Source organism: Streptacidiphilus carbonis (assembly GCF_000787775.1).
GTDB lineage: Bacteria > Actinomycetota > Actinomycetes > Streptomycetales > Streptomycetaceae > Streptacidiphilus > Streptacidiphilus carbonis.
The window spans coordinates 92,025-110,003 of the sequence record NZ_BBPM01000025.1 but is presented as its reverse complement, the minus strand read 5'-3'; the positions used below and the strand labels follow the sequence as shown (position 1 = coordinate 110,003).

15 protein-coding genes and 1 pseudogene are annotated in these 17,979 nt (G+C 70.3%); 6 read left to right on the top strand and 10 right to left on the bottom strand.

Translation table 11 applies throughout. The features are described 5' to 3' along the window. The 5 genes and pseudogenes from TR46_RS42460 to TR46_RS20785 all read left to right on the top strand — a co-directional run. Positions 1–858, top strand: an 858-nt coding sequence (locus TR46_RS42460) for a hypothetical protein (RefSeq protein ID WP_052432963.1), incomplete at its 5' end; no start/stop codon positions are given. A gap of 93 nt (positions 859–951) precedes the next feature. Beyond that, positions 952–1,947, top strand: a complete 996-nt coding sequence (locus TR46_RS20800) for an ABC transporter ATP-binding protein (RefSeq protein ID WP_042403445.1) — start codon at positions 952–954, stop codon at positions 1,945–1,947. Next, a complete protein-coding gene (locus tag TR46_RS20795; protein ID WP_042403443.1) occupies positions 1,940–2,845 on the top strand; it encodes an ABC transporter permease in 906 nt (301 codons plus the stop codon). Before TR46_RS20800 ends, TR46_RS20795 begins: the two co-directional genes overlap by 8 nt. A 75-nt stretch (positions 2,846–2,920) precedes the next feature. Further along, positions 2,921–3,778: pseudogene (locus TR46_RS20790) on the top strand (ABC transporter ATP-binding protein); the annotation flags it as partial. A gap of 25 nt (positions 3,779–3,803) precedes the next feature. Continuing rightward, on the top strand, positions 3,804–4,514 hold the full coding sequence (locus tag TR46_RS20785; protein ID WP_042403438.1) for an ABC transporter permease subunit: 711 nt from the start codon (positions 3,804–3,806) through the stop codon (positions 4,512–4,514). Positions 4,515–4,614: 100 nt separating this feature from the next. Here the strand turns inward: TR46_RS20785 and TR46_RS20780 are convergent, their stop codons facing one another. From TR46_RS20780 to serS, 5 genes are all read right to left on the bottom strand, one after another. Beyond that, positions 4,615–5,871, bottom strand: a complete 1,257-nt coding sequence (locus TR46_RS20780; RefSeq protein ID WP_042403437.1) for a CynX/NimT family MFS transporter — start codon at positions 5,869–5,871, stop codon at positions 4,615–4,617. A 41-nt stretch (positions 5,872–5,912) separates the two neighbouring features. Next, on the bottom strand, positions 5,913–6,623 hold the full coding sequence (locus TR46_RS20775) for a FadR/GntR family transcriptional regulator (RefSeq protein ID WP_042403435.1): 711 nt from the start codon (positions 6,621–6,623) through the stop codon (positions 5,913–5,915). Positions 6,624–6,726: 103 nt separating this feature from the next. After that, a complete protein-coding gene (locus TR46_RS20770) occupies positions 6,727–7,473 on the bottom strand; it encodes an SDR family oxidoreductase (RefSeq protein ID WP_042403433.1) in 747 nt (248 codons plus the stop codon). Positions 7,474–7,576: 103 nt separating this feature from the next. Next, a complete protein-coding gene (locus TR46_RS20765; RefSeq protein WP_042403431.1) occupies positions 7,577–8,416 on the bottom strand; it encodes an HAD family hydrolase in 840 nt (279 codons plus the stop codon). Next, positions 8,413–9,690 carry a serine--tRNA ligase gene (gene serS / locus TR46_RS20760; RefSeq protein WP_084718777.1) on the bottom strand — a complete coding sequence of 426 codons (1,278 nt, stop codon included), beginning with the start codon at positions 9,688–9,690 and terminating at the stop codon, positions 8,413–8,415. Before serS ends, TR46_RS20765 begins: the two co-directional genes overlap by 4 nt. 211 nt (positions 9,691–9,901) lie before the next feature. Between serS and TR46_RS20755 the strand changes: the two genes are divergently transcribed. Continuing rightward, positions 9,902–10,696 (top strand): polysaccharide deacetylase family protein, encoded by a 795-nt coding sequence (locus TR46_RS20755; protein WP_042403480.1) that lies wholly within the window; start codon positions 9,902–9,904, stop codon positions 10,694–10,696. Positions 10,697–11,201: 505 nt separating this feature from the next. Here the strand turns inward: TR46_RS20755 and pheA are convergent. From pheA to efeB, 5 genes are all read right to left on the bottom strand, one after another. After that, the gene (gene pheA, locus TR46_RS20750) at positions 11,202–12,134 is read right to left on the bottom strand and encodes a prephenate dehydratase (protein ID WP_042403426.1); all 933 of its coding nucleotides are present in this window, start codon (positions 12,132–12,134) and stop codon (positions 11,202–11,204) included. Between the two features lie 107 nt (positions 12,135–12,241). Continuing rightward, positions 12,242–12,868: a hypothetical protein gene (locus TR46_RS20745; protein ID WP_042403425.1), complete on the bottom strand. Its 627-nt coding sequence runs from the start codon at positions 12,866–12,868 to the stop codon at positions 12,242–12,244. A 17-nt stretch (positions 12,869–12,885) separates the two neighbouring features. Then, positions 12,886–13,689, bottom strand: coding sequence for a hypothetical protein (locus tag TR46_RS20740; RefSeq protein ID WP_042403423.1), 804 nt, complete (start codon positions 13,687–13,689; stop codon positions 12,886–12,888). 40 nt (positions 13,690–13,729) lie between these two features. Then, complete coding sequence (locus TR46_RS20735; protein WP_042403422.1) at positions 13,730–16,573, bottom strand: PKD domain-containing protein; 2,844 nt, start codon at positions 16,571–16,573, stop codon at positions 13,730–13,732. A gap of 133 nt (positions 16,574–16,706) precedes the next feature. Beyond that, positions 16,707–17,978: an iron uptake transporter deferrochelatase/peroxidase subunit gene (gene efeB, locus TR46_RS20730; protein WP_042403420.1), complete on the bottom strand. Its 1,272-nt coding sequence runs from the start codon at positions 17,976–17,978 to the stop codon at positions 16,707–16,709. Position 17,979 lies beyond the last annotated feature (1 nt).

The window sequence follows — 17,979 nt, the reverse complement described above, 5'->3', positions numbered from 1 at the left end:
CCCGAGCCCACGCCCACCCCCGCGCCCACCCTCGCGCCCGCGCCCGCAGCCCCGCAGTTCGACCCCAGCACCGTCTGGGCCGTGCCGCCGCACCTGCTGCCGGTTCCGCCGCGCGACCGCAGCTGGCTGCGCACCGCCTTGCGCTGGACCGCCGCCGTGGTGGTCTGCGCGGCCGTCGGCACCGCCACCGCCTTCGCCGTGACTGCACCGCGCCGCACCGACATCCCCGGCCTGAGGACCCCGGCCGACGGACGCTATGCCTTCCCCGCGCTGACGCTGCCCGCCCTCCGGTCCGGGGCGGTCGGCCCAGGAGACGGGACCACCCTCGACGCCTCGGGTGTGCACACCGCCGACCTGCGAAAGCTGCTGCTGCCGGCCCCTGCGGGTGCGAAAGTCGACACGTCCTACCCCGGTGCCTCCGGCTGGTACGACACGGCGGCGTTCGCCGCGAAGTACACCGACGCCTCGAAGGTGGCCGACGATCTCCAGGATGACGGCGCACGCCATGTCGCCGCGACGGCCTGGACCGGTCCCGACGGCACCCGAACCGAGATCTACCTGCTCCAGTTCCGCTCCACCCACTCCACCACCGACCTCTACGACACCGCCTGCGAGGCGTCGCCGGCCGTCGCACCGGACGCGCTGGTGGACCCGAATCTCGTGATTCAGGACTTCCCCTCCGGAACGGACTTCGTCGCCCGTACCGGCGAAGCGAAGAACGGGCACCCCGCCGCACAGATCACCTGCATCCAGAACGGTGACGTCGCGGCCGTCGTGGTGATGACCAACCCCGAACGGGTCAACCCGGTGGTCGCCGACCAGGTCGACACGCTCCAGGCCGAGCTCCTGCTCGGCTGACCGCACCCGTCGCGGGACCCCGGGTGCGTCCCCTAGGGGACGCACCCTCACCGGTACGCCGGAAGAGTGGGGAAAGCCGCTGCCTCCGGGCTGATGCGGTGCGGATCTCGGGGCCGATACGGTCGTCCTGTGTCTGTCATCATCACGGACAACCTCACCAAGAGGTTCCCCCGGGTCACCGCGCTGGATCGACTGACCGTCGATGTGCAGCCCGGAGTGGTCGGCCTGGTCGGAGCGAACGGCGCAGGCAAGTCCACACTCATCAAGATCCTGCTGGGGCTCGCCCCGGCCACCGAGGGCACGGCCCGGGTACTCGGGCTGGACGTCGCCACCGAGGGCGGTGCCATCCGCGAGCGGGTCGGCTACATGCCCGAGCACGACTGCCTGCCACCGGACGTCTCGGCCACCGAGTTCGTCGTCCACATGGCGCGGATGTCCGGCCTGCCGGCCTCCGCGGCCCGTGAACGCACGGCGGACACGCTGCGCCACGTCGGCCTCTACGAAGAGCGGTACCGCCCCATCGGCGGCTACTCGACCGGTATGAAGCAGCGCGTGAAACTCGCTCAAGCGCTGGTGCACGACCCGCAGCTGGTGCTGCTGGACGAACCCACCAACGGCCTGGACCCGGTCGGCCGGGACGACATGCTGGGCCTGATCCGGCGTGTCCACGCCGAGTTCGGCATCTCCGTGCTGGTCACCTCGCACCTGCTCGGAGAGCTGGAGCGGACCTGCGACCACGTCGTCGTCATCGACGGGGGCAAGCTGCTGCGCTCCTCCTCGACCGCCGACTTCACCCAGGCGACCCAGGTGCTCGCGGTCGAGGTGACCGACCGGCAGTCCGACCCCTCCTTCGACGCGGACCAGGCCCTGCTGGAGCGCCTCGGCGCGGACGGGCTGACCGCCAAGGCCGACGGCGGCCGGGTGCTGCTGGTCGAGATCAAGGGCGACGAGACCTACGACCTGATCCGGGACGCCGTGGCCGACCTGGGGGTGGGACTGGTGCGGATGGAGCAGCGCCGGCACCACATCTCCGAGGTGTTCAGCTACGACCAGGCCGAGGCCGAGGCCGAGGAGTCCGCCCATGTCTGACACAGCCCAGCAGCCACCGACGGCGCCCCGCGCCGACGTCATCCACGACATCGGCTACCGCCACTACGAGGGCCCCCGCCTCGGCCGCTCCTATGCGACCCGTTCGCTCTACACCCTGAGCCTGCGCGGCAGCTTCGGCCTCGGACGGTCCGTCAAGTCCAAGATCCTGCCGATGGCGCTGCTCGCGGTGATCTGCCTGCCCGCGCTGATCATCGTCGCGGTCACGGTCTACACCAAGCTGTCGAAGTACCCCGACACGGCGAGCTATCCGAACTACCTCTCGATCATGCAGTTCGTCATCGCCGTGTTCGTCGCGGCCCAGGCGCCGGTCGCGCTCTCCCGGGACCTGCGCTTCATGACCCTGCCGCTCTACTTCTCCCGTCCGCTGACCTCGCGGGACTACGTCCAGGCGAAGTTCGGCGCGATGGCCTCGGCCGTCTTCGTGCTGACCGGTCTGCCGATGCTGATCATGTGGATCGGCTCGATGCTGGCCTCGATGGACTTCGGCTACAACCTGGAGCACTTCGGCTACGGGCTGGTCGCCGCCGCCTTCTACTCCCTCCTCTACGCCGGGATCGGGCTGGTGATCTCCTCGGTGACGCCCCGTCGGGGCTTCGGCGTGGCCGCCATCATCGCGGTGCTGCTGATCAGCGAGGCCGTGGCCGGGATCATCTACGCGGTCCTGGACGTGCACGGGCACTCCTCCGGAGCCGGCTGGGCACTGGTGATCAGCCCCAGCAGCCTGGTCGCCACGACCGTCGACTGGCTGTTCGGGCTCAGCGGCCGGGGCAACATCCACGTCCCCTCGGACCTCGGCGGCTTCGTCTTCCTCGCCGAGATCCTGCTGGTCGCCGCCGCCTCGTACGGACTGCTGGTCCGTCGCTACCGGAAGATCTGAGAGGCCGCCATGACCACCATCAGCATCGACCAGGTCTCCCGCTGGTTCGGCAACGTCGTCGCCGTCAACGACGTCAGCATGACCATCGGCCCCGGTGTCACCGGCCTGCTCGGCCCCAACGGCGCGGGCAAGTCCACGCTGATCCACATGATGAGCGGCTTCCTGCCGCCCTCGTCCGGATCGGTCACCCTCGACGGCGTCCAGGTGTGGAAGAACCAGCAGGCCTACCGGCAGATCGGCCTGGTCCCCGAGCGGGAGGCCATGTACGACTTCCTGACCGGCCATGAGTTCGTCCTCGCCAACGCCGAGCTGCACGGCCTGCCCGACCCTGGCGCGGCGGCCCAGCGGGCGCTGGCCACCGTCGAGATGGAGTACGCGCAGGACCGCAAGGTCACCACCTACTCCAAGGGCATGAAGCAGCGCGTCAAGATGGCGTCCGCCCTGGTCCACGACCCGGACGTGCTGCTGCTCGACGAGCCGTTCAACGGTATGGACCCCCGCCAGCGGATGCACCTGATGGAGCTGCTGCGGCGGTTCGGGGCCGACGGCCGCACGGTGCTCTTCTCCTCGCACATCCTGGAGGAGGTCGAGCAGCTGGCCCGGCACATCGAGGTGGTCGTCGCCGGACGGCACGCGGCCTCCGGCGACTTCCGCAAGATCCGCCGGCTGATGACCGACCGCCCGCACCGCTACCTGGTCCGCTCCAGCGACGACCGCAAGCTCGCCGCGGCGCTGATCGCGGACGCGTCCACGGCCGGTATCGAGCTGGACTGGACCGAGAAGGCGCTGCGGATCCAGGCCATCGACTTCTACCGCTTCACGGAGCTGGTGCCCCGGGTCGCCAAGGAGGCAGGCATCCGCCTGCACACCGTCTCCCCAGCCGACGAGTCCCTGGAGAGCGTCTTCTCCTACCTCGTCACGTCCGCCCGATGAACTCCGAGAAGGTGCACCCGTGAACATGACCGTCGCCAGGCTGACCGTACGCGGCCTGCTCGGCCGCCGCCGCGGCCTGCTGCTGCTCGCGGTGCCCGCGCTGCTGCTGGTCCTGTCGGTGGTCATCCGCGCCGCCGTCGGCCAGGACGAGTCCACCACCGTCAACATCCTGGGCACCCTCGCCCTGGGGACCCTGGTCCCGCTGCTCGGCCTGATCGCCGGGACCGGGGCGATCGGCCCCGAGATCGACGACGGCTCCATCATCTACCTGCTGGCCAAGCCGCTGCCCCGGTGGAAGATCATCATCACCAAGCTGGTGGTGGCCATCGGCTGCACCGTCGTCTTCGCCGCGGTGCCGACGTACCTGGCCGGGGTGATCCTGTTCGGCAACTTCGAGAACCTGGCCCTCGCCTACGGCATCGGCGCGTTGATCGCCGGGGTCGCCTACAGTTCGATCTTCCTGCTGTTCGGCGTGATCACCAGGCACGCGGTGGTGGTCGGCCTGATGTACTCGCTCCTCTGGGAGAGCATCGTCGGCAACTTCGTCTCCGGGGCGAAGACGCTGAGCGTCCAGCAGTGGGCCCTCTCGGTGGCCCGAAAGATCGCCGACCCCGGGGTGGTCAGCTCCTCGGTGCACCTGCCCACGGCTGTACCGCTGCTGATCGTCGTCACGCTCGGCGCGACGGCGTTCGCAGCGGTGCGGTTGAGCCGGTTGACGCTGGCGTCGGAGGAGTAGCTCTACCTACGTCTCGCGCAGTTCCCCGCGCCCCTTGGTAATTGCAACTTTGGCTCAGTTGCAAACGTCCAGGGGCGCGGGGAACTGCGCGACTAGCCATCTACGGCCTGAGCGTCTGAGCCCGACCCGCACCCAATCCCGCCGTGAGCGCAACCCCGCAGCACACCACCAGAAGCACCAACGGCAGCGTCCATCCCCCCGTCACCTGATGGAGGGCACCGAACCCGACGGGCCCGCAGGCGGCGATGAAGTACCCCACCATCTGCGACATCCCCGACAGCTGCGAGGCCACCGCCGCGCCCCCCGAGCGGAGCACGATCAGGGCCATGGCCAGCCCGAACCCGCCGCCCTGGGCGATGCCGAGCAGCACCGCCCACACCCACGCGCCCCCCACAGGGGCCAGTACCAGGCCGAGGATCCCGCCGACGTTGCAGGACACCATCAGCGCGACCAGCACCCGCTGGCTGCTCATCCGTCCGGCCAGCGTCGGAACGACGAACGCGCCGCCGACCTGGATCAGGTTGCAGAAGGCGAACACCGCCCCCGCGGTCCCGCGGTCCATCCCCTGGTCGGTGAGGATCGTCGGCATCCAGGCGATCAGGGTGTAGGAGAGCAGCGACATCACGCCCATGTAGAGGGCCAACTGCCAAGCCAGCGGGTGCCTCCAGAGCCCGGCCATCCGTTCCCCCGCAGGCGGCCTCGCCGCCGTGCCCCGGCCGGAGCCCGCCGCCGGACGGCGTACCTGCGGGAGCCACACCGCCGCGGCGAACAGCGCCAGCACCGACCAGGACGCCAGCGACCCCTGCCAGCCGCCGAAGGCGTGCTCCATCGGCACGGACAGCGCCGCGGCCAGCGTCGCACCGACGATCATCGAGGTGGTGTAGACGCCGGTCATGGTCGCCGCGCGGTCCGGGAAGTCCCGCTTCACCAGGCCCGGCATGGTCACATTGAGCAGCGCGATGGCCGCGCCGATGACGACGCTGCCGGCGAACAGCGCCCAGGTACCGGTGACCACCCGCAGCCCGACCCCGGCCGCGAGCAGCACCAGCGCGCCCAGCACCACCCGCTCCGGACCGATCCGCCGCACCAGCCTGGGGACGAACGGCGCGGTCACGCCCATCAGCAGCACCGGCAGCGTGGTGAGCAGCCCGCCCGCCGTGGAGGACAGCCCGTAACCGTCGCTGACGTCGGTGAGCAGCGGCGACACCGCGGACAGCGCGGCGCGCATGTTCAGTGAGACCAGCAGGATCCCGACCAGTGCGGTTACCGGGTGGACGGCGATCCTGGCCGCCAGCGAGGGCGCGGGAGTACTCGGGGCGTACGGCGCCGGAGCGGCGTCGATGGTGGTGCGCGACATTGCGTTCTTTCCGGAGTTGCAGGTGGAGAGGTGAAGGGGGATCAGATGTCGTCGAGCAGACGGCCCACGGCCGCCATCGGCTCGGCCAGCAGCAGCCGGCAGGCGGCCTCGGCCGCCTCCGGGTCGCCGGACTCGACGGCGTCGACCAGGGCGCGGTGCGAGGCCAGGTCGACCTCGGGCATCCCCTGGTCGACGGAGGAGGAGCGCATGGACTCCCGGACCGAGGCGCTGAAGTAGCGGTAGACCTCGGTCAGCGCCGGGTTGTGGGCGGACTCGACCAGCGCGGTGTGGAACTCCAGGTCGTGCTCGACACTGGCCTCGCGGCCGGACCGCTCCGGCTCGGTGCGCAGGATGGTCTCCTCGGCGTCCAGCGCGGCCCGCATCCGGGCCAGGTCCTCGGCGGTGTGCCGGAGCGCGGCGAAGCGCGCGGCCTCGGTCTCCAGCGCCGCGCGGACCTCCAGCACGTCCCGCACCCCGGCCCGCTGCACCCCGTGCAGCACCGCGGCGGGGTCGCTGGTGCTGCGGACGAAGGTGCCCTCGCCCTGCCGCGACTGCAGCATCCCGGAGTGCACCAGCACCCGGACCGCCTCGCGCACGGTGTTGCGGCCGACCTGGAGCGTCGCGGCGAGCTCGTGCTCGGTGGGGATGCGGTCGCCCACCTGCCAGGCGCCGCTGCTGAGCTGGGCCCGGAGCTGCTCGATGGCGGAGTCGACCAGGGAGGTGCGGCCCGCGGCGTGCAGGTTGCTGCTCATCGTTCGCCCGTCCTCCGGTCGTCCTACATCCTCTTGCCCAGTCATCCTACAACTAGAATCAGCCGCGTTTCACAGGGGCCCAGCGAGCGGCCGGCTCCTCCTCTCAGCCTCGGCCGACCAGCGGCATCGCGGTGGCCATCACCGTGACGAAGGGGATGTTGGCGGACAGCGGCAGCGAGGCCATGTGCAGCACGGTGCGGGCGACGTCCGCGACGTCCATGGTCGGCTCGACCGCGGTGCGGCCGTCGGCCTGGAGGATCCCCACGGCCATCCGCTCGGTCATCTCGGTGGCGGCGTTGCCGATGTCGATCTGGCCGCAGGCGATGTTGTGCGGGCGTCCGTCGAGGGCGAGGGACTTGGTCAGACCGGTGATCGCGTGCTTGGTCGCGGTGTACGCGACGCTGTTGGGACGGGGCGCCTGGGCGGAGACCGAGCCGTTGTTGATGATGCGGCCGCCCTGCGGGTCCTGGGCCCTCATCAGCCGGTAGGCGCCCTGCGCGCAGAGGAACGAGCCGGTGAGGTTGGTGTCCACCACCCGGCGCCACTGCTCGTACCCGAGGTCCTCCGGCGGAGCCGAGAGAGCGGAGACGCCGGCGTTGTTGAACAGCAGGTCCAGCCGCCCGAAGCGGGTGCGCACCGCGGCGAACAGGGCGTCCACGGAACCGGGATCCGTGACGTCGGTGGGCGCCACCAGCACGCTGTCGCCTGCGGCGGCCTCGGCCGTCTCCCGCAGCGGCTCGGCGCGTCGACCGGCGAGGGCCACCGCCCATCCGGCCCCCAGCAGGGTGCGCGCGGTGGCGCGCCCGATGCCCGATCCTGCTCCGGTCACTACCGCGATACCCGTGTACATGGCGGCACCCTACGCCGTGCACCGCTTCCGACTGCGGGGGGCTCTACGTCGCGTGTGGCGGCTGTTCGCGCAGTTCCCCGCGCCCCTGGCAATGGCAAAACGTTCACGCTGACGGGAACAGCAGCTCCAGCACGACAGCCACGCCGTCCTCGTCATTGCTCGACGTGACCTCGTCGGCCGCAGCGACCAGCGCCGGGTGGGCGTTCGCCATGGCCACCCCGTGCGCCGCCCAGGCGAACATCGGCAGATCGTTGGGCATGTCGCCGAAGGCGAGCGCGCGGTCGCGCTTCACGCCGAGGCGGGCCGCCGCCAGGGCCAGCCCCGTCGCCTTGGACAGCCCCAGCGGCAGGACCTCGACGAACCCGGGGCCGGCCATCACCACGTCGACCAGCTGCCCGCCGACCTCCCGCACGACCTGCGTCAGCGCGTCGTCGGACAGGTGCGGGTGCTGCAGGAAGAGCCGGGTGATCGGCTCGGCCCAGAACTCCTCTGGGTCGGTGACCGCCCGGACGTCCTCCTCCGCGCTGCCCGGGAGGCTGTACCCCTCGCCGACCAGGACCTGGCCGTCCAGGCCCTCGCGGCCCACCGCGAGGAACAGCGGGCCGGTCTCCGCCTCGATCTTGGCGAGAGCCACCTGCGCCAGCTTGCGGTCCAGGGTGATCGAGGTCAGCAGCTTGTGCGCGCCCGCGTCGTAGACCTGGCCGCCCTGGCTGCACACGGCCAGGCCCCTGTAGCCGATGGCGTCCAGCGTCGGCCGGGTCCAGGACGCGGAGCGGCCGGTGACCACGATGTGCTGGGCCCCGGCGGCGGCAGCCGCCGCCAGCGCCCGCCGGGTGCGCTCCGACACGGTGTGGTCGGAGCGCAGCAGTGTCCCGTCGAGGTCGGTCGCGATCAGGTCGTAGGGGCGGGAGGGCCTGGTGCCGGCGGTGCTCGGATGGCTCACTTGCCGACCGGCTCCAGGACGGAGCGTCCGCCGAGGTAGGGCCGCAGGGCCTCCGGGACCACCACCGAGCCGTCCGCCTGCTGGTGCGTCTCCAGGATCGCGACGATGGTGCGCGGCACCGCGCACAGCGTCCCGTTCAGGGTGGCCAGCGGCCGGTTGCCGCCCTCACCCCGCATCCGGATGTCCAGTCGGCGCGACTGGTACTCCGTGCAGTTGGAGGTGGAGGTGAGCTCGCGGTACTTGCCCTGGGTGGGGATCCAGGCCTCGATGTCGAACTTGCGGGTCGCCGAGGAGCCCAGGTCGCCCGAGGCCACGTCGATGACCCGGTAGGCGAGCCCCAGCTTGTCGAGGAACTGCTTCTCCCACTCCAGCAGCCGCTGGTGCTCGGCCTCGGCCTCCTCCGGGGAGGTGAAGACGAACATCTCGACCTTGTCGAACTGGTGCACGCGGATGATGCCGCGGGTGTCCTTGCCGTAGGTCCCGGCCTCGCGGCGGAAACAGGGCGAGAAGCCGGCGTAGCGCAGCGGCAGCCGGTCCGCATCGATGATCTCGTCCATGTGGTAGCCGGCCAGCGGCACCTCGGAGGTGCCGACCAGGTAGAAGTCGTCCTCCTCCAGGCGGAAGACGTTCTCGGCGGCCTGGCCGAGGAAGCCGGTGCCCTCCATGGCCCGCGGCTTGACCAGGGCGGGCGTCAGCATCGGGATGAAGCCGGCCTCGACGGCCTGGGCGATGGCCATGTTGACCAGGGCCAGTTCCAGCAGCGCGCCGATGCCGGTCAGATAGTAGAAGCGCGAGCCCGACACCTTGGCGGCGCGCTCGATGTCGATGGCGCCCAGGATCCGTCCCAGCTCGACGTGGTCGCGGGGCTCGAAGCCCTCCGCGGCGAAGTCGCGCGGGAGGCCGACCTCCTCCAGGGTGACGAAGTCCTCCTCGCCGCCGATCGGTGCGTCGGGGTGCAGCAGGTTGGCGAACAGGCCCTGCAGCCGCTTGGCCTCCTCCTCGGCCTCGGTCTGCTCGGCGTTGGCCGCCTTCGCCTCGGCGGCGAGGGCGGAGGCCTGCTTCAGCAGCTCGGCCTTCTCCTCGCCCTGGGCGCCGCGGATCTGGTTGCCGATCAGCTTCTGGGCGTTGCGGAGCTCGTCGAAGCGGGAACCGGAGGACCTGCGCCGCTCATCAGCACTGAGGAGGGCGTCGACAAGGGCGACGTCCTCTCCTCGGGCACGCTGCGAGGCGCGCACACGGTCAGGGTCCTCACGGAGCAGGCGAAGGTCAATCACGGGGACGAGCCTACCGGTCCCGGGCTCCGCCCTGCCGCTGCTTATGCGGCGCAGCGGCCGATCCGCGGTGCGTGGGGCCGGAGGGCCTGGTGCGCGGTGGTTTGTCACATATTCGTCCCGGAACCTCACCAGGGCAGTACAGCCGTTTCACAGCAGCGTCCGCTCCTGCGAGGGTGGGGCACGGCAATCGAACGACCCCAGGGGGATGTCCATGAGCAGGATGCGAATAGCGCTGGCGGGTGCGGTGGCCGCGGCCGTGGCGGCGACGCTGGCGGGATGCGGGTCCGGCACCGCGGTGCGGGCCGCCGGGAGCGGGGCGTCCGGCTCGGCCTCGCCGTCCGCGAGCGCGACCGGGAAGAGCACTTCGGGCGACAACGTCCCGCCCGGCGGGACCAAGCCGGTCAACCCGCTGATCGAGTACACCACCGGGTCCAGGGGCCGTGTGGTGGCGCTCACCTTCGACGACGGCCCGAGTCCGGTGTGGACGCCGAGGATCCTGGCGCTGCTGGCCCAGTACCACGCCCATGCGACCTTCTGTGAGATAGGTCCCAACGCCAAGGCCGCTCCGGCGATGGTCAAGGCGATCGAGGCGGCGGGCGACCGGCTCTGCGACCACTCGGTGTCGCACAACGAGGCCATGAGCAAGTGGAGCGAGCAGCGGCAGACCTATGAGATCGCCGGCGCCAAGAAGATGATCGAGGACGCGGGCGGCGCCGGGACCCAGGTCGACTGGTTCCGAGCCCCCGGCGGCGACTTCTCCCCGCTGAACCGGCATATCTCCGTGCAGAACGGGCTGCGGCCGCTGGGCTGGACCGTGGACAGCCAGGACTGGATGCGCCCCGGCGTTCCCAAGATCCTCTCCAATATCCACAAGGAATTGGTGCCGGGGGCGATCATCCTGATGCACGACGGCGGCGGTGACCGGTCGCAGACGATGGCGGCGCTGCAGCAGCTGCTGCCGGAGCTCGTCAGCAAGGGCTACTCTTTCGAATTCCCCGTCAAATGATCACAGATTGACACTCTCTGTCCTAGTCTGACGGCAATGAGCGAGTCTGCGACAATGACGCTGCCTGGGGATAACCCCCTCCATCCTGTGGATATCTCGATGACTCCCGAGGATTCATTGATTTGTCCACAGTTGCCGAGGCGGTCCTGTGGATCGCCGGGAGGGCTGGGGATACTACTCCGAACCCGTCCCGGGGGCGGCTAAACCTCGACTTCGAGGGCGCGGGTGTGATTTTTGGCGAACCCCGGGCGGCGAAAAGGGAAACAGGCAGCCATTAGCCCGAAATGTCCGATTCGCTGGGCAGGGTCGGCTGGGCCGCCCATAGAGGGATTTGTCGATTCATCCCCAGCCTGTGGATAACTCACCCTTCATCCACACCGGGTCTGGCCTGGGGAAAACTCATACCGCCGGGCGAAGGCTCGTCAACGGGACACCGCAAAAAGGTGATCCAAAACGATCTCACATGATCACGCCAGGTTGATCACCAGGGTGGCCCGCTGCTCCGCTACTTCTCCCCGCGCCCGTCCAGGCACCGGGAGAGCCAGTCGGCGGCGTGGCTGAACTCCTCGTCCGAGGTACCGGGGCGGACCTGCGGCGCGACCTGGTCGGCCCGCGGATAGGAGCCGAGGAAGCGCACCTTGGGGCAGATCCGGTGCAGGCCCATCAGTGCCTCGCTGACCCTGCGGTCGGTGATGTGGCCTTCGGCGTCCACCGAGAAGCAGTACTGGCCCAGGCCCTCGCCGGTGGGGCGGGACTCGATCCGCATCAGGTTCACCCCGCGCACCGCGAACTCCTGCAGCAGTTCCAGCAGCGCGCCGGGGTGGTCGTCGGCGAGCCAGAACACGGCGGAGGTCTTGTCGGCGCCGGTGGGCGAGGCGGTCCGGCCGGGGCGGCCGACCAGGACGAAGCGGGTGGTGGCGGCCGCCGCGTCGTGGATGTCGGTGGCCAGCGGCTCCAGGCCGTACAGCGGCGCGGCGAACTCGCCGGCGAAGGCGCCGGCGAAGCGCCCCTCCTGCACCAGCCGGGCGGCGTCCGCGTTGGAGGCGGCCGACTCCCAGTGCGCGGTCGGCAGGTTCTCGGCCAGCCAGCGGCGCACCTGCGGCTGGGCCACCGGGTGCCCGCTGACCGTCTTCACGTCAGCCATCGCCGTCCCCGGCCGTACCAGCAGCGCGAAGGCGATCGGCAGCAGCACCTCGCGGTAGATCATCAACGGCCGCCCGGTGGCCAGTTCGTCCAGGGTGGCGGTGACCCCACCCTCCACCGAGTTCTCGATCGGTACCAGCGCGCCGGCGGCTTCGCCGTTGCGCACCGCGTCCAGTGCCGCGGGCACCGACACCGAGGGCACCAGCTCCCGCGTCGCGGCCTCGGGCAGCGTGCGCAGCGCCGCCTCGGTGAAGGTGCCCTCGGGACCGAGGTAGGTGTAGCGGGTCGCAGACAACCGGGGCCTCCGTGGGACGGGGTGCCGGCCATCGGCCGACGACAGTGGACCACAGCAACGTTAACCACTGCCGCCCCCCGCAGTCCCCCGGTCTCATCCTGTGGTCGCTACTGGGGAAGTGAGTAGTAACCCTCCAGGTCGGCGATCACGTCGACGCTGCCGACGGCGTTGTAGACGGTGATGCAGCCGTCTGCGCCGATGGGCACGGTGGCAAGGACGGGCCGGGTTTGGCCGGGGACGAGATTGATGTTGGAGGCACTGGGAGTGCTTCCGCTGCCGTAGGCGGTGAGATAGGTGGCGGAGGTGGGCCCGGTGCCGGTCAGATTGACGATGACGGCGGTGGCATTGGCGGGGATGCCGTGGGTGTCGGTGACCTTGATCCGCAAGGTGGAGTTCGCTCCGAGGCGCTGCTTCGTGGTTCCGAGCCCGGAGCGGGTGTCCAGCAGTCGGGTGGGGGTGACCGGGATGTAGAACGAGCCGATGGGGTTCGCGTTCGAAAAGGTGCCCAGGACATCCGCGATGATGGCGGTCTGACCGGCCCGGTTATAGAACTTGATCGTGTGGGAGCTGTCCACGGGGATGACGGCCAGGTTGGAGGTGGTCTGGCCGGCGTCGAAGTTGAGATTGGACGTGGTCGGCAGTGTTCCGTTACCCGGGTAGGCCGCGATCCAGCCGCTGGCAGTCGTCTGAGTTGCTGTCAGATTGACCACGGCCGCAGTGGTGCTGGTGTCCACCAGGGACGCGGGCAGCGTCAGTGTGGTGGTGCTGCCTGGCGCTGCAGGCTTCGCAGTCGCACCGATGCCGTGGCGGGTGTCGAGGATCCGGTTGTAACGTTCAGGATGGTGACGCCCGCGACTTCGAGGTCGTCGACCCCGTCCGCGTTGACGGCGGCGCCGACCGACAGCAGCGCGTCGCTTGCCAGGACGATATGAGCTGCCCCAGCCTTGGCGGCTATCGCGCTCCCTGAACTGCCTTGGCTCTGGGAGTGGCTGATCACGACATCGGACGACGAGCCGTCGATGTCGACACCGTCTGCGGGGGCCGTGTTGGGAGCAAGGGTGGTGTCGGAGCCGATCACGTCGACGTGATCAAGTTTGATGTGCTGAGAGTTGATGGAACTGACCGCTGTTTCCGCGTGCGACTCGAGCCGCATATTGCTCAGCGAGACGTACTGCGCGTTCTCGATGGAAACCAGGACCTGACCTGTGTTCGGCCCCGAGGGCGCGGTGAGGGCGGTGAAGTCGGGCGAAGTGCCGGAGCCGACGAAGGAGACGGGTGCGTCCGGCGTGCCGGATCGACTGATGACTATGGGTGCCGTCGGCTGAGCCGAACTCAGGATGTGCACGGTCTGCCCAGGGTCCACCACGTCGGCGGCCTCCTGGACGGAGCAGAACGGAATCGCCTGAGTGCCGGGGCCGGTCTGGTTGCAGGTACTGGAACTGCTGTTGACGTAGAGGTCCGTGACCGGTGTGTCGGCATGGGCCGTGGCTGTGCCGAGGGCGCTGAGCAGGAGGGCGGCAGTGGTGACGGCAGTGAGTGCGCGGGTGCGCTGCATCTGGGAGGTTCCCTCTGGGCTGTTCGGTCCGGCGGGGCGGCTAGGGAAGCGGTGCGGCGGGCGCGTAGTAGCCCTCGAGGTCGGCGACGACGTCGACGGTTCCGGCGGCGTTGTAGACGGTGATGTAGCCGCTGCTGTCGACGGGGACGGTGGCCAGGACGGGCCGGGTCTCGCCTGCGGTGAGGTCGATGTTGGACGCGGTGGGGCGGGTGCCGCCGCTGTAGGCGGTGAGGTAGGTGGCCCTGTCGCTGCCGGTGCCGGTCAGGTTCACGGTGACGGCGGTGGCGCCGGCCGGGATGCCGTTGGTTCCGGTGACCTTGATGCGCAGGGTGGAGTCGGCGCCCAGACGCCGCTTGGGCGCCCCGGTGCCGTCGCGGGTGTCGACGAGGCGGACCGGCGCGACCGGGAGGTAGCCGGTGGCGGGTTGCTGTGCCAAGGAGAAGTAGTACCCCTGCACGTCGACGATCAGGTTCACATGTCCCGCGTGGTTGCAGAACTGGACGGTGTCGTCGGGGACGGGGACGACGACGAGGTTGGAGGTGGTCTGCCCGGCCTGGAAGTTCAGGTTCGAGGTGACGGGCTGAGCTGATTCCGAGGGGTAGACGCCGATCCAGCCCCCTGAACCAGCCCCTGTCGCAGTGACGTTGAGCGCCACCGCCGCCACCGCGCCGCTGTTGGGCAGGACTGCTGGGAACTGATGGGAGAGGCACTGACCGGGCGTCAGCGGGGCCTTCTGACCGCCGGTGCCGATCCGGGTGTCGACGACCCGGGTCGGCGTCGTCGGCAGGTAGTAGGTACCAGGCGGCTCGATGTCGTTGGTACCGGCCACAGGGATGTTGCTGAAGAATCCCTGGATGTCGGCGGCGAGGTCGACCGTGCCGCTGGCGTTGTACAGGTCGACGTAGCCGTCCTGGCCGACCTGGACCGTCACCAGGTTGGGGTTGACCTGCCCGGCGCGGAAGTTGAGGTTGGAGGTGCCCGGTCGGGCCGAGCCGTCCGGGTAGGCGGTGACCACGCCGCCGGTGGAGGCGTTGACGTCGGTCACGTTCATCGTGACCGCTGCCACTCCTGTGGACGGTATGCCCGCCGCACCGGCGACCTTGACCTTCACGGTGCCGCCGGGGCCGAGCTTCGCCCTGGGCGCCCCCGCGCCGATACGGGTGTCGAGGAACCGCTGCGGGGTCGTCAGCGAAACGTAGGTGGTCCCCACTGTCAGCGGCTGGCTGACGGTCGCCGTCCGACCGCCGGCGTCCGTCGCGGTGTCGGTGACCGTGTAGGTGCCCGGCCCGGGGAAGGTGTGCTGGGGCAGTTGGGGCTTGGGCCCGTCGGCGTGCACCACGGGCGAACCGTCACCGTAGTCGACGGTGTGGCCGGTCACCGCCCACGGTGAGGTGGCGGAGGGCGTGGTCCCCACGGACACCGGCTTCCAGGATTCCGTGGTGAAACCCAGACGCGGGACCAGCGGCCCGGGGCTGCCGACCTGGATGGTTCCCGAACCCTTGGTCGACACACCGTCGGCCCGGTGCGCGGTGACGGTGACGGTGTACGTCCCGCCGGCGGGGGCGACGGGGTTCTGGAACGTGTGGCTGACGCTCGGTTCCGTGGAGTCCTGGGTCGGACTGCCGTCGCCGAAGTCGAAGGTGTAGCCGGTGACGGGAGTCGACCAGGTGTCCTGGACGGTAGCGGTCACCGTCACCGGGAGGGGCGCCGGTCCCTGGGTCGGCGCCATCGCCACGGCCGAGACGCTGAACGGGTTCTGGAACTCGCTGGCGCCGCGATCGGTCGTCCCGGCACCGGTCCCCGTGTTGGGCACGAGCGGGTCGTCGACACGGGCATGTCCGCCGAGGTCGGTCGCGGACTCGCCCGGGGCGTCGGCGTCACCGGAATCGATCAGCGGGGACCCGTCGGCGACAGCGGGGAACGAGTCATCCGTCAGGGTGTCCAGATCGTGCCGGCCCTGCCCGGTGGCCGCGTAGAAGTCCGCGCTCGAGGCGTACCTCTTCCCGCCCCAGTTGTAGGCGGTGAGGTAGGTGTAGCTGCCGGTGTCCGCCCTGACGGCGTTGTAGTCCGCAGTGATCGAGGCTGCCGACTCGGCTGCAACCTTGATCTGTGTCAGGGACCGCGGTGAGATCGCAGTGTTCTCGATGGAACCGGTGGAGACTCCGGTGATGCTGACACCTGTCCCGTTGTTCGAGTCCACGCTGACGCCCGCGACACGCAGATCTGTTGTGCCCTCCACATCGAGACCGGTGCCGTTCGCCTGAAGGACATAGAGCCGAGAACTGGCCAGGGTGATGTGGGACGCGCTGGCGGCCACCTTGATCGCGGCGCCGGCGTAGGCCTGGCAGTTGCAGGCCGTCACGTTCACATCGGACGAACCGCCGTCGATGTCCAGAGCGTCCAGGGGCCCTGAGCCCGCTGCGTACAACGTCAATCGACTCAGGTTGACGTGCTGTGCATCGACCAGGCTGACCGCCGCCACATCGCTGACCGCATGCACCCGCACGTTGTCCAGATCGATGTACTGGGCGTTCTTGACGGTCAGTAGGGCACCGCCGCCGGTGTTGAAAGCACTTGTGCGACTGAAGACACCGGAGAAGGTGATCGGTGCCTGCGCCGTCCCCGAACGCGTCAGCACGACCGGTTGTGTGGTCGGCGCGCTCAGGACCATGACGGTCTGTCCGGGATCCACGGTGTCGGCTGCGGCCTGGGCCGTGCAGAACGGCACAGCACTGCTGCCTGGTCCGGTGTCGCTGCAGGCGGCGGACGAACTGTCGACATACAGGGTCGTCGGAGCGTCGGCGTGTGCGGTGGCGATGCCGAGGACGGCGAGGAGCAGGGCGGTGGCGGTTGTTGCAGCGGGCAGGGCGCGGCTGCGCGGCATGCGGAGTCCCCCCGGGCCCGGGGGCGCGAGTGCCGCGCTGCTCACCCTGGCCGGTGATTCGTGTGAGTCCTGTGTGGGCGCTGAGCGTAGCGCGTGGGAATGGGACCAGGTCAAGGGGGGACGGTGCGTTTGATCAGGATTCCAGGAGGGCCTGGCCGACATATCCCCCAGGGGTGGGCACACCGCCCGGGACGGCGTAGAGGCCGCTGGATTCGTGGCGGATGAAGACGGAGAGGGCGTCGCCGCGGGCGAGTTTGCGTTGGACCGGGACGAAGCCGGTGAGGGGGTCGGCCTGGAAGGCGGTGAAGAGCAGGCCGGCGTCGGGGGCGCCGTCGCTGCGGAAGCCGTCGTGGTAGGAGTAGCCGCGGCGGAGCATGGCCGCGCCCTGGTTGGCGTCCGGGGTGGCGACCCGGATGTGGGCGTCGCCGGCGACGGCCAGTGAGCCGTCGGCGTTCTGCCTGTCCAGGTCGACCGCGGTGGTCTCGGTGCCGCCGGACAGCGGGGCGCCGGAGCCCTTGCGGCGGCCGATGACCCGCTCCTGACGGTCCGTCGACTGCTGGTCCCAGCTGTCCAGCAGCATCCTGATCCGCCGGAACACGGCGTAGCTGCCGCCGGCCATCCACTGCGGGTCGCCCTTGGCCGGGACGAAGATCCGGGCGTCGAAGGTGGCGTCGGTGGGCTTGGGGTTGTTGGTGCCGTCGATCTGCCCCATCAGATTGCGTCCGGTGTGCGGCTGCGCGGTCGCGCCGGGGGAGCGGCTGAAGCCGCTCATCTGCCAGCGGACCGTTGCGGCCCCGGCGGCCAGCCGCTGCAGGGTGCGCATGGCGTGATGGGTGACCAGGGCGTCGTCCGCGCAGACCTGGACCCAGAGGTCGCCGTCGCTGCGGCTGCGGTCCAGGGCGTCCTCGGGGAAGGCGGGCAGCGCCGCGAGCGCGGCCGGGGCGGTGGCGGAGATCTTGGGGAAGACGGAGGCCCCGAAACCGAAGGTGACGGTCAGTGAGGACGGCCCCGCGTCCAGGGCCACGTCGTCGTCGGCCAGGCCGGGCGGGGTACGGCCCTCGGCCATCGCCGCGGCCGCTGCGGACCAGCGCTTCATCAGCGAGACCAGGCCGGGCCTGGCCGTGCCCGGGGTGAGGTCGAAGGCGGTGGCGACCAGCCGGGACTGCATCGGCTGGACGATCCCGGCCTGGTGGGCGCCGTGGAAGGGGACCCGGTCCGCCCCGAGGGCGGTCAGGGCGGTGGCCGCCCGGACGGCCGGTGTGGCCGCCAGGGCGTGCGCGCCGAAGCCCGCGCCGGCGCCGACGGCCAGGCCCGCGGCGCCCGCCGTCCCGGCGGCGGTGAGCAGCCGCCGCCGGGACAGCCCGTGGGTGTTCTCGTCGTTCTCGTCGTTCGGGTCGTGGGGCATC

Coding starts and splice junctions, on each gene's coding strand:
- TR46_RS20800 (WP_042403445.1), top strand. CDS start 952: ATGCGGTGCGGATCTCGGGGCCGATACGGTCGTCCTGTGTCTGTCATC.
- TR46_RS20795 (WP_042403443.1), top strand. CDS start 1,940: ATGTCTGACACAGCCCAGCAGCCACCGACGGCGCCCCGCGCCGACGTC.
- TR46_RS20785 (WP_042403438.1), top strand. CDS start 3,804: ATGACCGTCGCCAGGCTGACCGTACGCGGCCTGCTCGGCCGCCGCCGC.
- TR46_RS20780 (WP_042403437.1), bottom strand. CDS start 5,871: ATGTCGCGCACCACCATCGACGCCGCTCCGGCGCCGTACGCCCCGAGT.
- TR46_RS20775 (WP_042403435.1), bottom strand. CDS start 6,623: ATGAGCAGCAACCTGCACGCCGCGGGCCGCACCTCCCTGGTCGACTCC.
- TR46_RS20770 (WP_042403433.1), bottom strand. CDS start 7,473: ATGTACACGGGTATCGCGGTAGTGACCGGAGCAGGATCGGGCATCGGG.
- TR46_RS20755 (WP_042403480.1), top strand. CDS start 9,902: ATGAGCAGGATGCGAATAGCGCTGGCGGGTGCGGTGGCCGCGGCCGTG.
- TR46_RS20740 (WP_042403423.1), bottom strand. CDS start 13,689: ATGCAGCGCACCCGCGCACTCACTGCCGTCACCACTGCCGCCCTCCTG.
- TR46_RS20735 (WP_042403422.1), bottom strand. CDS start 16,573: ATGCCGCGCAGCCGCGCCCTGCCCGCTGCAACAACCGCCACCGCCCTG.
- efeB (WP_042403420.1), bottom strand. CDS start 17,978: ATGCCCCACGACCCGAACGACGAGAACGACGAGAACACCCACGGGCTG.